Here is a 15899-nt window from a genome sequence, read left to right as displayed (position 1 = left end):
GTGTTTGCGCCTACACACACGTTCTCCAACCTGGATTGCCGCATGACCGCTTCCACTCCTTTCTCTGCCGGTGCCCGCTTCCGTGAGGCGCTGGCTGCCGAATCGCCGCTGCAGGTGATCGGCGCGATCAACGCCAACCACGCCCTGCTGGCCAAGCGCGCCGGTTTCCGCGCCATCTACCTGTCCGGTGGCGGTGTGGCCGCCGGCTCGCTGGGCCTGCCGGACCTGGGCATCAACACCCTGGAAGACGTGCTGGTGGACGTGCGCCGCATCACCGATGTCTGCGACCTGCCGCTGATGGTCGACATCGACACCGGCTTCGGCCCGAGCGCGTTCAACATCGCGCGCACCGTGAAGTCGCTGATCAAGGCCGGCGCGGCCGCCTGCCACATCGAAGACCAGGTCGGCGCCAAGCGCTGCGGTCACCGCCCGGGCAAGGAGATCGTCTCGCAGGGTGAAATGGTCGACCGCGTGAAGGCCGCCGCCGATGCCAAGACCGACCCGGACTTCTTCCTGATCGCCCGCACCGACGCCATCCAGGTGGACGGCGTGGACCAGGCCATCGAACGCGCCATCGCCTGCGTCGAGGCCGGTGCCGACGGCATCTTCGCCGAGGCCGCCTACGACCTGGACACCTACCGCCGCTTCGTCGATGCGGTGAAGGTGCCAGTGCTGGCCAACATCACTGAATTCGGTGCGACCCCGCTGTTCAGCCGCGACGAACTGGCCTCGGCCGGTGTGGCCATCCAGCTGTTCCCGCTGTCGGCGTTCCGAGCGGCCAACAAGGCGGCCGAGAACGTCTACCAGGCGGTGCGCCGCGATGGCCACCAGCGCAACGTAGTGGAAACCATGCAGACCCGCGAAGAACTCTACGACCGCATCGGCTACCACGCCTTCGAGCAGCAGCTCGACGCACTGTTCGCCGCCAAGAAATAAGCAGTACCCTGCACCATCAAGTTTTCGGAGGGAAACATGAACGATACGACCGCAACCCCGACCTTCAAGCCGAAGAAGTCCGTCGCCCTGTCCGGCACCGCTGCCGGCAACACCGCGCTGTGCAGCGTGGGCCGCAGTGGCAACGACCTGCACTACCGTGGCTACGACATCCTGGACCTGGCCAACACCAGCGAATTCGAGGAAATCGCCTACCTGCTGGTGCACGGCAAGCTGCCGACCCGCGCCGAGCTGGTCTCGTACAAGGCCAAGCTGAAGTCGCTGCGTGGCATTCCGGCCGCGGTGAAGGCCGCGCTGGAAGAACTGCCGCCGTCGGCACACCCGATGGACGTGATGCGCACCGGCGTGTCCGTGCTCGGTTGCGTGGCGCCGGAGAAGGACGACCACAACCATCCGGGTGCGCGCGACATCGCCGACAAGCTGATGGCCTGCCTCGGTTCCATGCTGCTGTACTGGTACCACTGGAGCCACAACGGCCGCGCCATCGACGTGGAAACCGACGATGACTCGATCGGCGGCCACTTCCTGCACCTGCTGCATGGCGAGAAGCCGCAGGAGTCGTGGGTGAAGGCGATGCACACCTCGCTGATCCTGTACGCCGAACACGAGTTCAACGCCTCGACCTTCACCTGCCGCGTCATCGCCGGTACCGGCAGCGACATGTACAGCGCGATCTGCGGTGGCATCGGCGCGCTGCGTGGCCCGAAGCATGGCGGCGCCAACGAAGTGGCGTTCGAAGTGCAGAAGCGCTACGACAACCCCGATGAGGCCGAGGAAGACATCAAGGCCCGCGTCGAGCGCAAGGAAGTGGTGATCGGTTTCGGCCACCCGGTCTACACCGTCTCCGATCCGCGCAACAAGGTGATCAAGGACGTGGCCCGCGAGCTGTCCGAGGAGCAGTCCAGCATGAAGATGTACGACATCGCCGAGCGCCTGGAGTCGGTGATGTGGGACATCAAGAAGATGTTCCCGAACCTGGACTGGTTCAGCGCCGTCAGCTACCACATGATGGGCGTGCCGACCGCGATGTTCACCCCGCTGTTCGTGATCGCCCGCACCGCCGGCTGGAGCGCGCACATCGTCGAGCAGCGCATCGACGGCAAGATCATCCGTCCGAGCGCCAACTACATCGGTCCGGAAGACCGCGACTTCGTCGCCATCGACAAGCGCGTCTGATCCACCTGCAATACCCATCCGGCCGGCCCTGCGCCGGCCGGATGCTTTCGCCGCCGCACCGCCGGCACCCGGCCCGCCCCAAGTACTCCGCCAGCCCATGAATACCGATTACCGCAAGAACCTCCCCGGCAGCGCGCTGGACTATTTCGACGCGCGCGCCGCCGTCGATGCGATCCAGCCCGGCGCCTATGCCACCCTGCCGTACACCTCGCGCGTGCTGGCCGAGAACCTGGTGCGCCGCTGCGATCCGGCCACGCTCAGCGACTCGCTGAAGCAGCTGATCGAGCGCCGTCGCGACCTCGATTTCCCGTGGTTCCCGGCGCGCGTGGTCTGCCACGACATCCTCGGCCAGACCGCGCTGGTGGACCTGGCCGGCCTGCGTGATGCGATCGCCGACAAGGGCGGCGACCCGGCCAAGGTGAATCCGGTGGTACCGGTACAGCTGATCGTCGATCATTCGCTGGCGGTGGAGTGCGGTGGTTTCGATCCGCAGGCGTTCGAGAAGAACCGCGCCATCGAGGACCGCCGCAACGAAGACCGTTTCCACTTCATCGACTGGACCAAGCTGGCGTTCGAGAACGTGGACGTGATTCCGCCGGGCAACGGCATCATGCACCAGATCAACCTGGAGAAGATGTCGCCGGTGGTCTACGTGCAGGACGGCGTGGCGTTCCCGGATACCTGCGTCGGCACCGACAGCCACACCCCGCACGTGGATGCACTGGGCGTGATCGCGATTGGTGTTGGCGGCCTGGAAGCCGAGAACGTGATGCTCGGTCGCGCGTCGTGGATGCGCCTGCCCGACACTGTCGGCGTCGAACTGAGCGGCCGCCCGCAGCCGGGCATTACCGCCACCGACGTGGTGCTGGCCTTGACCGAGTTCCTGCGCAAGGAGCGTGTGGTCGGTGCCTGGCTCGAATTCTTCGGCGAGGGTGCGGCGGCACTGACCATCGGTGACCGCGCCACCATCTCCAACATGTGCCCGGAATATGGCGCCACCGCCGCCATGTTCTACATCGATCAGCAGACCATCGAATACCTGCGCCTGACCGGCCGCGAGGAATCGCAGGTGGCGCTGGTGGAGAACTACGCGCGCACCACCGGGCTTTGGGCTGACGATCTGGCCACCGCGCAGTACGAACGCGTGCTGCGCTTCGACCTGTCCAGCGTGGTGCGCAACATGGCTGGGCCGAGCAATCCGCACCGCCGCCTGCCGGTGTCCGAGCTGGCCGAGCGTGGCATTGCCGACGAAGCCAAGCTGGAAGCGGGCAAGGCCGAGCAGGCGCAGGGCCTGATGCCCGATGGCGCGGTGATCATCGCCGCCATCACCAGCTGCACCAACACCTCCAACCCGCGCAACGTGATCGCCGCCGCACTGCTGGCGCGCAAGGCCAATGAACGTGGCCTGGTGCGCAAGCCATGGGTGAAGTCGTCGCTGGCGCCAGGTTCGAAGGCGGTGCAGCTGTACCTGGAAGAGGCCGGCCTGCTGCCGGACCTGGAAAAGCTGGGCTTCGGCATCGTCGCCTTCGCCTGCACCACCTGCAATGGCATGAGCGGCGCGCTGGATCCGGCGATCCAGCAGGAGATCATCGACCGTGATCTGTATTCGACCGCCGTGCTGTCGGGTAACCGCAACTTCGACGGCCGCATCCATCCGTATGCGAAGCAGGCCTTCCTGGCCTCGCCGCCGCTGGTGATCGCCTACGCCATCGCCGGTACCGTCCGCTTCGATATCGAAAAGGACGTGCTGGGCGTTGACGCCGATGGCAACGAGGTGCGCCTGAAGGACATCTGGCCGAGCGACGCCGAGATCGATGCCGTGGTCAAGGCGGCGGTGAAGCCGGAGCAGTTCCGCAAGGTCTACAACCCGATGTTCAACGTGCGCGTGGAGCACGGCGCGGCGGTCAGCCCGCTGTACGACTGGCGCCCGCAGAGCACCTACATCCGCCGTCCGCCGTACTGGGAGGGTGCACTGGCCGGTGAGCGCGCGCTTGCAGGCATGCGCGCGCTGGCGGTGCTGCCGGACAACATCACCACCGACCACCTGTCGCCGTCCAACGCGATCCTGGCCTCGAGCGCCGCCGGCGAATACCTGGCGAAGATGGGCCTGCCGGAGGAAGACTTCAATTCCTACGCCACCCACCGCGGCGACCACCTGACCGCGCAGCGCGCCACCTTCGCCAACCCGAAGCTGTTCAACGAGATGGTGCGCAACGACGACGGCAGCGTGAAGCAGGGTTCGCTGGCGCGCGTGGAGCCGGAAGGCAAGGTGATGCGCATGTGGGAAGCGATCGAGACCTACATGGACCGCAAGCAGCCGCTGATCATCATCGCTGGCGCCGACTACGGCCAGGGCAGCTCGCGTGACTGGGCCGCCAAGGGCGTGCGCCTGGCCGGCGTGGAAGCGATCGTGGCCGAAGGCTTCGAACGCATCCACCGCACCAACCTGATCGGAATGGGCGTGCTGCCGCTGGAGTTCAAGCCGGGCACCACCCGCCTGACCCTGGGCATCGACGGCACCGAGACCTTCGACGTGATCGGCGAGCGCACTCCGCGCGCCGACCTGACCCTGGTCATCCATCGCCGCGACGGCCAGGACGTGATCGTGCCGGTCACCTGCCGCCTGGACAGCGACGAGGAAGTGGCGATCTACGAAGCCGGTGGCGTGCTGCAGCGCTTCGCCCAGGACTTCCTGGAAGGCGCCAAGGTGGCGTGATGGTGGGCTGAATGCCTGCCCCCTACGGTTGGGGGCGGGCTTGTCCGATACACAGGCGCGGCGCACACTGGCTTGGCAAAAACTGCCAAAGGAGAGTTTCATGGCCACCATGAACATTTCGCTGACTGATCCGCTCAAGCAGTTCGTGGACGAAGAAGTGCGCGAGGGCGGCTACTCCAGCACGTCGGACTATGTGCGCGACCTGATCCGCCAGCGCCAGCGCAGCAAGGCCGAAGCACTGCTCAAGCAGCTGATTGCCGAGGGGCTGTCTTCTGGTCCTTCGGCGCCTCTGGCGCAGGATCACTTCGACAAGCTCCGTGAGCGTGCTCGGAACCGTAAGTGAAACCTTCGCACTGGTCTCCTGCAGCGGTTCGAGATCTTGACCAGGCAGCAGCCTGGTATGCAGATCAGGGCGGAGAAGTGCTGGAAATCGGCTTCATCGATGCGGTGGAATCCGTCGTCAAGCTGATCGAAGCCCACCCGGGTGCTGGTTCCACACTGCATGCGGGTCTGTTGCCCTCGCTGCCAGCGCCGTTGCGTTTTCATCCGGTTCGTCGCTTCGACGGCTACCTGGTCTACTACGTGGAGCTACCTGTGCACGTTTCCATCGTGCGCCTCTGGAATGCTTCGCGGGGCATGGAAGCATTGTTCGAAGACGAGGAGCTCAACCCCGATATTGGTTCGTCGCATCCAGGATACTGATCCATGACCTTCCTCCCGCAACTCCGTATTCCCGCCACCTACATGCGCGGCGGCACCAGCAAGGGCGTGTTCTTCCGCCTGCAGGACCTGCCCGAAGCCGCGCAGGTGCCAGGTACCGCACGCGATGCACTGCTGATGCGCGTGATCGGCTCGCCCGATCCGTATGGCAAGCAGACCGATGGCATGGGCGGTGCCACCTCCAGCACCAGCAAGTGCGTGATCATCTCCACTTCTTCGGTGCCGGACCACGATGTGGACTACCTGTACGGCCAGGTGTCGATCGACACCGCCTTCGTCGACTGGAGCGGCAACTGCGGCAACCTCAGCACCGCGGTCGGCCCGTTCGCGATCGCCAACGGGCTGATCGATCCCGCCCGCGTGCCGCGCGATGGCCTGTGCACCGTACGCATCTGGCAGGCCAACATCGGCAAGACCATCATCGCCCACGTGCCGATGCGCGATGGCGAAGTGCAGGAGATCGGCGATTTCGAGCTGGACGGCGTGACCTTCCCGGCGGCCGAGATCCAACTGGAATTCATCGACCCATCCGATGACGGCGATGCGGGCGCGATGTTCCCGACCGGCAATCTTGTGGACACGCTGGACGTTCCGGGCGTGGGCAGCTTCGAGGTGACGATGATCACCGCCGGCATTCCGACCATCTTCCTCAATGCTGCCGACCTCGGCTACACCGGTACCGAGCTGCAGCCGGCGATCAACGAAGACAAGGCGGCACTGCAGAAGTTCGAGACCATTCGTGCCTACGGCGCGCTGCGCATGGGCCTGATCAACACGCTGGAAGACGCGGCAACCCGCCAGCACACACCGAAGGTCGCCTTCGTGGCACCGGCACAGGACTACGTGTCGTCCAGCGGCAAGGCCATTCCGGCCTCGGCGATCGACCTGCATGCGCGTGCGCTGTCGATGGGCAAGCTGCACCACGCGATGATGGGGACCGCCGCCGTGGCGATCGCTACCGCAGCGGCGATTCCGGGCACGCTGGTCAATCGTGCGGCCGGTGGTGGCGAACGTGAAGCGGTGACCTTCGGCCATCCCTCCGGCACGCTGCGCGTGGGCGCGCAGGCCGGCCTCGTTGACGGCCAGTGGACGGTGACCAAGGCCATCATGAGCCGCAGCGCCCGCGTGCTGATGGAAGGCAAGGTGCGGGTGCCGGCCGATACGTTGTAAGTCAGGTTCATTGCGGTAGCGCCGGGCCACGCCCGGCGAGCGCAGCGGGCCCTGCCGATGAACCGCCGGGCGTGGCCCGGCGCTACCGGAGAACACATGATGTCCAGCAGCCACACCCCATCCAACGAGCGTGCAGCGTGGGATGCGCTGCTGGTGGACATCGTCGATTACGTACGCGACGCCCGCATCGACTCACCGCTGGCGTTCCAGACCGCACACCATTGCCTGCTCGACACGCTCGGTTGCGGGCTGGAAGCGCTGTCCTTCCCGGCCTGCAGCAAGCTGCTTGGTCCGCTGGTGCCGGGCATCAGCGTGGTCAACGGCGCGCGCGTACCGGGCACGCACTACGTGCTGGACCCGGTGCAGGCCGCCTTCAACCTCGGCGCAATGGTGCGCTGGCTGGATTTCAACGACACCTGGCTGGCCGCCGAGTGGGGACATCCGTCGGACAACCTGGGCGGAATCCTGGCCGTCTGCGATTGGCTGGGGCGCAATGCGCAGGCCCTGCGCCGGCCGCCGCCGACCGTGCACGATGTGTTGCTGGCGATGATCAAAGCGCACGAGATCCAGGGCGTGCTGGCCCTGCAGAATTCCTTCAACCGGGTCGGGCTGGACCATGTAGTGCTGGTCAAGGTCGCCACCACCGCGGTGGTCGCGCAGCTGCTTGGCCTGGACCGCGAGCGCATGCTCAATGCGCTGTCACTGGCCTGGGTCGACGGCCAGGCACTGCGCACCTACCGGCACGCGCCCAACACCGGCTCGCGCAAGAGCTGGGCGGCCGGTGATGCGACCAGCCGCGGCGTGCGCCTGGCGCTGATGGCGGCCAGCGGCGAGATGGGCTATCCCAGCGTATTGAGTGCACCGACATGGGGTTTCGAGGCTGTATCCATGCACGGCCAGGCGTTGACGCTGGGGCGGCCGCTGGGCAGCTATGTGATGGAGAACGTGCTGTTCAAGATCAGTTACCCGGCCGAATTCCATGGCCAGACTGCCGTGGAGGCGGCGATTGCACTGCACCAGCAACTGCGCGCGATGGGGCGGCGGGTCGAGGACATCGCGCACATCGCCATCCGTACCCAGGAAGCCTGCATCCGCATCATCGACAAGCAGGGGCCGCTGCATAATCCGGCCGACCGTGACCACTGCGTGCAGTACATGGTCGCCATCGCGCTGCTGCATGGGCGGCTGGTGGCCGAGGACTACGAGGACGACGTCGCCGCCGATCCGCGCATCGATGCCCTGAGGGCGAAGATGGCCTGCCATGAGGATCCGCAGCTCAGCGCCGATTACCTGGACCCGGACAAGCGCAGCATCGCCAACGGCCTGAGCGTGCGCTTCAGCGATGGCATGGAACTGCCGGAGGTGCTGGTGGAGTATCCGCTCGGCCACGCCCGACGCCGCGAGGAAGGTATTCCCCTGCTGATGGACAAGTTCCGCCGGCACCTGGCCCACCGCTTCCCGACCGCCCAGCAGCAGCGCATCCTGGCCGCATCGCTGGACCCGGTGGCGCTGGCAGCGATGCCGGTGACCGACTACGTGGACCTGTACCTGCCGGGGTAGGGCGCCCCTTGGTGGGTCTGACACCGCACCTGCTTGCCGGGCACGTGGCTCGATCGGCTTTGGTAGGTGCCAACCTTGGTTGGCACGGGCCCAACGCCAACCAAGGTTGGCGGCTACCGGGGACCGCCGGGCGTGGCCCGGCGCTACCGTTCCGATGCATTCCTGCCGAATCCGCGTCAACACCTTGACGTGGCCTGCCTATAATGGCCACCTCGATCAAGGAGTGACGACATGAGCGGTCCGGCACGGCGGAAGCGGTGGGGATGGGCGGCGGCGGTACTGGCAGGAGGCCTGTTGCTGGGCCTGGCCGGCTGCCGCAACGACAGCGGGCAGCTGCCCAAGGCCAGCGGTGAAGCCATCACCACCAAGGCCGAGCAGGTGAAGGAGTTCACCCTGCTGCGTGCCTACCCGGACCAGAAGAATGACGGCCTGTCGCTGGCGCTGGAGTTCTCGCGCCCGCTGGTCGGTACGCAGGACTTCGACAAGCTGGTGCGCTTCGAGGAGAAGGTCGGCACCGACGACAGCAGCTGGACGCTGTCCGATGACGGCCTGACCCTGCGCTACCCGTTCGTCGAGGCGGGCAAGGAATTCAGCCTGGCGGTCTCGCCAGACCTGCTGGCCGCTGATGGCAGCCGGCTGGGCAAGGAACTGAAGCAGAAGGTGTTCAGCGGCGAGCTGAAGCCGGTGGTCGGTTTCGCTTCGCAGGGCAGCGTGCTGCCGGCCAAGGACAGCCGTGGCCTGCCGGTGGTGTCGGTGAACGTGCCCGAGGTCGACGTCGAGTTCCTGCGCGTGCGCGAGAAGGACCTGCCAACCTTCTTCAGCCAGTATCAGCGCGGCGGCCGCCGCGGCAGCTGGGAACTGAGCAGCGACTACGAGCGCAGCCCGATCAACAAGCTGGCCGAGCCGGTCTACGTCAACCGCTTCATCCTTGGCGGCAAGAAGAACGAGCGGGTGCTGACCTACCTGCCGACCCAGGACATCAAGGAGCTGCAGGAGCCGGGCCTGTACTTCGCCCTGCTCAAGCGCACCGGTGACTACGAGGGCGAGTTCGATACCGCGTTCTTCTCGGTCAGTGACATCGGCCTGCATACCCGTGCCTACAAGGACAAGCTGTTCGTGCACACCGCCGGCCTGAAGGACGGTGCGCCGCTGAAGGGCATCGACCTGCGCGTGCTCGATGCCAAGGGCGAGGTGGTGCTGAAGGGCAGCACCGACGGCAACGGCAATGCGCTGCTGAACTACACGCTGGATGCCACCCACGTGCTGGTCGCCAGCAGTGGCAAGGACACCAGCTTCCTGCCGTTCAACCAGCCGGCGCTGGACCTGAGCGAATTCGCCGTGGCCGGCCGTGACAATGCCTGGTTCGACGTCTACGCCTGGTCCGGCCGCGACCTGTACCGCCCGGGCGAGACCGTGCGCCTGTCCGCGCTGCTGCGCGACAACGATGGCAAGCCGGTCAAGGCACAGCCGGTGTTCCTGCGCCTGAAGCAGCCCGACGGCAAGACCTTCCGCGAGACCCGCCTGCAGCCGGGCGAGCAGGGCTACATCAACTTCGAGCAGGTCATCCCCGCCGAGGCGCCGACCGGGCGCTGGCAGGTCGAGTTCCGTACCGACCCGGCCAGCAAGGAAGCGATCCAGGGCATGACCCTGCGCATCGAGGAGTTCCTGCCCGAGCGCATGAAGCTGGACCTGGACAGTGCGCAGAAGACGCTGAAGCCGGGCGAGGACCTGCGCCTGCAGGCCAATGGCGCCTATCTGTACGGTGCGCCCGCCGATGGCAACCGCTTCACCGCGCGCATGGCGGTAGCCGCCGAGCAGCGGCCGGTGGAAGGCCTGCCGGGCTACTTCTTCGGCGACCCGACCCTGCAGCTGCCGCGCGAAGCCAAGGACGTGATCGATACCACGCTGCCGGCCAACGGCCAGCTGCGCGAGGACGTGGCCCTGCCGGAAGAGGCGGCCAAGGCCAAGGCGCCGATCGCCGTGGTGCTGTCCGGCAGCCTGTACGAGACCGGTGGCCGTACGGTCACCCGCACCCTCAAGCGGGTAATGTGGCCGGCCAATGCGCTGGTGGGCGTGCGTCCGCTGTTCAACCCTGAGGACGGCGCCGATTCCAACGGCAACGCGCGTTTCGAATTGATGCGCGTGGATGCTGCCGGTACGCCGCAGCCGGCCAAGGGCCTGAAGATCACCCTGGTGCGCGAACTGCGCGATTACCACTGGACCTTCAACGACAACCGCTGGGACTACGACTTCACCCGCCGTTTCGAGAACAAGGAAACCCGCACCGTCGATGCCGGCAGCAGCGCGGTCGCCTTTGATTTCCCGGTGGAGTGGGGCGAGTACCGGGTGGACGTGTTCGATCCGTCCACCGGCCTGACCAGCCGTTACCCGTTCCGTGCCGGCTGGAGCTGGGGTGATGACAACCGTGGCCTGGACGCGCGCCCTGACAAGATCAAGCTGGGCCTGGACAAGACCGGCTACAAGGCAGGCGACACGCTCGAGGTGACGGTGACCCCGCCGCACGCCGGCAAGGGCATCCTGATGGTCGAGACCGACCGCATGCTGTACGTGCAGGACATCGAGGCCAAGCCGGGTTCGACCTTCAAGATCCCGGTCACCGCCGACTGGGAACGCCACGACGTCTACATCACTGCGCTGGTGTTCCGTGGCGGCAGTGCGCCGAGCAAGATCACCCCGGCCCGTGCCGTGGGCGTGGTGCATGTGCCGATGGACCGCAAGGGCCGCACCGTGGCGGTCGGCCTGGCCGCGCCCAAGCAGATGCGGCCGGAGCAGGACCTGCCGGTGACGGTCAGCGCACCGCAGCTGGCCGGCAAGACCGCGCACGTCACCGTCTCGGCGGTGGACGTGGGCATCCTCAACATCACCCGCTTCCCGGTGCCCGATGCCGGCGCGCACTTCTTCGCCCAGCGTCGCCTCGGCATCGATGCCTACGACATCTACAGCCGGGTGATCGAGAGCTTCGACGGCGGCGCCGGCAAGCTCAAGTTCGGTGGCGACATGGCGCTGCAGGCACTTCCGCAGGCCAAGCGCCCGACCGCACGCGTGCAGACCGTGGACCTGTTCTCCGGACCGGTGCAGCTCGACGCCAAGGGCATCGCCCGCATCCGCCTGAAGGTGCCGGACTTCAACGGCACGCTGCGGGTATCGGCGCTGGTCTACAGCGATGACCAGTACGGCAAGCGTGACGTGGAAACCGTGGTGCGCGCGCCGATCCTGGCCGAAGCCAGCATGCCGCGCGTGCTTGCTCCGGGCGACCGCAGCACCGTGACCCTGGACGTGCAGAACTTCACCGGCAAGCCGGGTGCGTTCAATGTGCGGGTGGAAACCGAGGGCCCGCTGAACCTGGGCGAGGGTAGCCGCAACGTGCAGTTGAATGCCGATGCCAAGACCACGCTGAGCTTCCCGTTGTCCGCGCGCGAAGGCCACAGCGTGGCCAAGGTGCGGGTGCGCGTGGACGGCAACGGCTTCAAGGCCGACCGCCGCTACGACCTGCCCGTGCGTGCGGCATGGCCGCAGGTGCTGCGTTCGCAGGTGCGCACGCTGGATCCGCTGGCTGCGGTCAGCCTCGACAACAGCCTGACCGAGGGCCTGATGTCCGAGTCGGTGAACGCACGGTTGCTGGTCAGCCCGCTGCCGCCGATTCCGTTCGCCAGCGCACTGCAGGGCGCGCTGAACTACCCCTACGGTTGTGCCGAGCAGACCACCAGCAAGGGCTACGCCGCGCTGATCCTGGACCAGGCGACGTCGTCGATGCTCGGCGCCGATGGCCTGGACGCCAAGGCCCGCCGTGAACGCATGGAAGGTGCGTTCGGTCGCCTGGCATCCATGCAGGTGGCCAATGGCAACTTCTCGATGTGGGGTGACGATGGCTACGTGAACCCGTGGCTGACGCCGTATGTCACCGAGTTCCTGCTCGATGCCAAGGACGCCGGCTTCGCGGTGCCCGACAACGTGCTGCAGAAGGCACTCAACCGCCTCAGCGAGGACCTGCTGTCCGGTGGCAACCAGTTCTATGGCCAGGATGACCGCGAGAAGCTGACGTTCTCCAACAAGGCGTATTCGGGCTATGTGCTGGCCCGGGTCAACCGCGCACCGCTGGGTACCCTGCGCGCGCTGTACGACAACGAGCGCAGCAAGGCAGTCGGCGGCCTGTCGCTGGTCCACCTGGGCGTGGCGCTGTCGCTGCAGGGCGATGCCAAGCGTGGCCAGGCGGCACTGGCGGCGGCCTTCGCCAAGTCAAGCAGCGAACGTCCGTCGTACTTCGGCGACTACGGCAGCGCGATCCGCGATGACGCACTGATGATCGCGCTGACGCACGAGAACAAGCTGGCCAAGCCGGCCTGGGACGCACGTGCCGTCGATCTGGGCCGTGGCCTCGATGCGCGCCGCAGTGCCGGCTGGATGTGGTTGAGCACGCAGGAACAGGTAGCCATTGCCCGCCTCGGCAAGGCACTCGCCGCCAACCAGAAGGCACTGGTGGCGGGCGAACTGGTGATCGGTGGCACGACCGAAGCGATCGGCGAACGCAAGCTGTTCGGCCGCAACTTCAGTGCCAGCGAACTTGCCAGCGGCGTGCGCTTCACCCCGCAGGGCCAGCCGCCGATGTTCGCCAGCATCGACGTGGCCGGCATCCCGCGCAGCGCACCGGCGCCGGACAACAGCGTGCTGGGCGTCGAGCGCAGCTACTACGGTACCGATGGCAAGCCGTGGTCGCCGCGCCCGCTGAAGGAAGGTGAAGCCCTGATCGTGCGCGTCACTGTCACCGCCGATACCACGATGCCGGATGCACTGCTGACCGACCTGTTGCCGGCCGGCCTGGAGATCGAGAACTTCAACCTGGGCGACGCCAAGCAGTGGGCCGACGTGGTGGTCGATGGCATCACCATCAGTGATCGCGGTGAAGCGGCCGATACCAAGCACGAAGAGTTCCGCGACGACCGCTACGTGGCCGCGCTGAAGCTCTCGCGTGGCAGCAAGGCCAACGTGTTCTACCTGGTGCGTGCGGTGACTCCGGGTACCTACTCGGTGCCGCCGCCGCTGGTGGAGGACATGTACCGGCCGCAGCTGCGTGGCGTTGGCCGCAGCAACCCGACCACGATCACGGTGGTGCAGCCGTGATCCCACGGATGGGCCGCGACGGCGCGGCCCGTCCTGCGGGCACTACGCAATGAAGGACGCAATGAAGGCCCGGCTGGCGGCCCTGCGCCGCCGGCTGCGGCCGCTGTGGCCGTGGCTGCGCTGGGGCACCGCAGCGACGCTGACGCTGCTGCTGGTGCTGGACGTCGCCTTCCCGCCGCCACTGCCGAAGCAGCGTGATACCAGCACCCTGGTGGTATCGGCGGACGGCACACCGCTGCGTGCGTTCGCCGATGCCGAGGGCGTGTGGCGCTATCCGGCCTCGATCGACAGCGTCTCACCGCTGTACCTGCAGGCGCTGCTGACCTACGAGGACCGCTGGTTCTGGAGGCACCCGGGCATCAATCCGCTGGCGATCCTGCGTGCCAGCGGCCAACTGCTGCGCGGCGGCCGTATTGTTTCCGGTGGCTCGACCCTGACCATGCAGGTCGCCCGCATCCTTGATCCGCACACGCGCACCCCCTGGGGCAAGCTCAAGCAGATGCTGCGTGCGGTGCAGCTGGAAGTGCACCTGAGCAAGCGGCAGATCCTGGCCCTGTATCTGGAGCGCGCGCCGTACGGCGGCACCATTGAAGGCGTGGAAGCCGCCAGCTGGGCCTATCTGGGCAAGCCGGCGGCACAGCTGTCGCATGCCGAGGCCGCGCTGCTGGCGGTGCTGCCGCAGGCGCCGAGCCGGCTGCGCCCGGACCGCCATCCGGAAGCGGCACAGAAGGCGCGCGACAAGGTGCTGTCACGCATGGCCGAACTGGGTGCATGGACACCGGAAGAGGTGGAAGACGCGCGCATCGAGAACGTGGTGGCGCGCTCGCTGCGGCCGCCGCTGCATGCTGCGTTGCTGGCGCAGCGCCTGCACTCGGCGCATCCGGGCCAGGCGCGCATCCAGAGCAGCATCGACATCGGCCTGCAGCGCACCCTGGAAGAGCGCGTGGCCAGCTATTTCTCGACGCTGCCCGAACGCACCTCGGCCGCGCTGCTGGTGGTCGACAACCAGACCCTGCAGGCGCGTGCCTATGTCGGTACGTTGTCCTTTGGCGACCGCCAGCGGCTTGGCCACGTGGACATGGTGCAGGCCTGGCGTTCGCCGGGCTCCACGCTCAAGCCGTTCCTCTACGCAATGGCGCTGGATGATGGCCTGATCCATTCGGAAAGCCTGCTGGTCGATGCGCCGCAGAGTTTCGGCAGCTATCGCCCGGGCAATTTCGATATGGCCTTCAATGGACCTGTTGGCGCCTCCAGCGCATTGCGGCTGTCACTCAACGTGCCCTCGGTGGACCTGCTGCAGCGGGTCGGTGCGGCGCGCTTCGCCGCGCGGCTGTCGCACGCCGGCATCCAGCTGCGGTTCCCGCCGGGCAGTACGCCCAACCTGTCGCTGATCCTGGGGGGCACCGGTGCGCGCCTGGAAGACCTGGTCGGCGCATTCGCCGCACTCAACCGCAACGGCATTGCCGGACGCGTGCGCTACACCGATGACGAGCCGATGATCGAGCGGCGCCTCGCGTCGCCGGGTGCCAGCTGGATCGTGCGCGAGATGCTGGAGTCGAATCCGCGACCGGGATACAGCATCGGCACCTTCGATGTCGGTGGCCGCCCGCGTGTTGCGTGGAAGACCGGCACCAGCTATGGCTACCGCGATGCGTGGGCGATCGGTAGTACCCGCCATTACACCGTGGGCGTGTGGGTGGGCCGGCCCGACGGCACACCGCTGCCGGGGCAGTACGGTGCGGTCACCGCGTTGCCGTTGATGTTCGAGGTGGTGGACAGCCTGCCACGCCAGCGCGGTGACTCGGCCGCTGCGCCAATGCCGGCCAGCGTCAGCCAGGAAGACGTCTGCTGGCCGACCGGCGAGCGTGCCGAAGGCCTGACTGCTGCGTTGTGCCAGCGGCGGATGCCGGCCTATCTGCTGGAGGGGGCTGCACCACCGACCTTCCCCGAGCGCGAGGCGCGGCGCTGGCAGCCGGGTCGGCAGCGCTACCTTGCCGACGCGCGTACCGGGCTGCGCGTGTCGGCTGATTGCCGCTTGCCACACGAAGAAGTCGCGCGCGAGATCGCGCGCTGGCCAGCGTTGCTGTCGCCGTGGCTGTCCAAGGCCACGCGCGAGGCCTCGCAGCTGCCGGCGCTGTCGCCGGACTGCCGTGATGATGGCCGTGAGGCCAGCGTCGCGCTGCACATCGACGGGCTCAACGATGGCGCCGCACTGGCGCGCGCGCCCAATGCGGAGCATGGCGTGCGCCTGCAGCTGCGCGCGCTGGGCAGCGAGCAGGCGGTGGACTGGCTGCTGGATGGCCGCTGGATCGCGCAGACCCGTGGGGCGCAGCTGATGCAGCGCGAGTTCGCCGACCCCGGCACGCACACACTGACCGCGTTGGCGGCCGACGGCGCCTGGACGCAGGTGCGGTTCAACGTGCTGCGGTAGCGCCGGGCCATGCCCGGCGGAACCGTTCGGATC

Annotated in this window: 9 protein-coding genes; all 9 read left to right on the top strand. The window is 67.1% G+C overall.

The window, feature by feature from the left end:
- Positions 1-42: 42 nt before the first annotated feature.
- Positions 43-936 carry a methylisocitrate lyase gene (gene prpB / locus AC5P88_RS15615; RefSeq protein WP_495225453.1) on the top strand — a complete coding sequence of 298 codons (894 nt, stop codon included), beginning with the start codon at positions 43-45 and terminating at the stop codon, positions 934-936.
- 36 nt (positions 937-972) lie between these two features.
- Positions 973-2130 (top strand): bifunctional 2-methylcitrate synthase/citrate synthase, encoded by a 1158-nt coding sequence (gene prpC, locus AC5P88_RS15610; RefSeq protein WP_014038133.1) that lies wholly within the window; start codon positions 973-975, stop codon positions 2128-2130.
- Positions 2131-2227: 97 nt separating this feature from the next.
- On the top strand, positions 2228-4846 hold the full coding sequence (acnD, locus tag AC5P88_RS15605) for a Fe/S-dependent 2-methylisocitrate dehydratase AcnD (protein WP_106550309.1): 2619 nt from the start codon (positions 2228-2230) through the stop codon (positions 4844-4846).
- A gap of 100 nt (positions 4847-4946) precedes the next feature.
- The gene (locus AC5P88_RS15600; RefSeq protein ID WP_111111174.1) at positions 4947-5189 is read left to right on the top strand and encodes a type II toxin-antitoxin system ParD family antitoxin; all 243 of its coding nucleotides are present in this window, start codon (positions 4947-4949) and stop codon (positions 5187-5189) included.
- Positions 5186-5548 (top strand): type II toxin-antitoxin system RelE/ParE family toxin, encoded by a 363-nt coding sequence (locus AC5P88_RS15595; RefSeq protein WP_111202729.1) that lies wholly within the window; start codon positions 5186-5188, stop codon positions 5546-5548. Before AC5P88_RS15600 ends, AC5P88_RS15595 begins: the two co-directional genes overlap by 4 nt.
- Positions 5549-5551: 3 nt before the next feature.
- Positions 5552-6736 carry a 2-methylaconitate cis-trans isomerase PrpF gene (gene prpF, locus AC5P88_RS15590; RefSeq protein ID WP_495225452.1) on the top strand — a complete coding sequence of 395 codons (1185 nt, stop codon included), beginning with the start codon at positions 5552-5554 and terminating at the stop codon, positions 6734-6736.
- Between the two features lie 99 nt (positions 6737-6835).
- A complete protein-coding gene (locus AC5P88_RS15585) occupies positions 6836-8296 on the top strand; it encodes a bifunctional 2-methylcitrate dehydratase/aconitate hydratase (RefSeq protein WP_111111208.1) in 1461 nt (486 codons plus the stop codon).
- A 231-nt stretch (positions 8297-8527) separates the two neighbouring features.
- Positions 8528-13435 carry an alpha-2-macroglobulin family protein gene (locus tag AC5P88_RS15580; protein WP_495225451.1) on the top strand — a complete coding sequence of 1636 codons (4908 nt, stop codon included), beginning with the start codon at positions 8528-8530 and terminating at the stop codon, positions 13433-13435.
- A 49-nt stretch (positions 13436-13484) separates the two neighbouring features.
- Positions 13485-15866, top strand: a complete 2382-nt coding sequence (gene pbpC / locus AC5P88_RS15575; RefSeq protein ID WP_495225450.1) for a penicillin-binding protein 1C — start codon at positions 13485-13487, stop codon at positions 15864-15866.
- Positions 15867-15899 lie beyond the last annotated feature (33 nt).

This window comes from Stenotrophomonas sp. YJH_SMC_8 (genome assembly GCF_059371315.1).
This window is presented reverse-complemented; position numbering and strand designations above follow the sequence as displayed.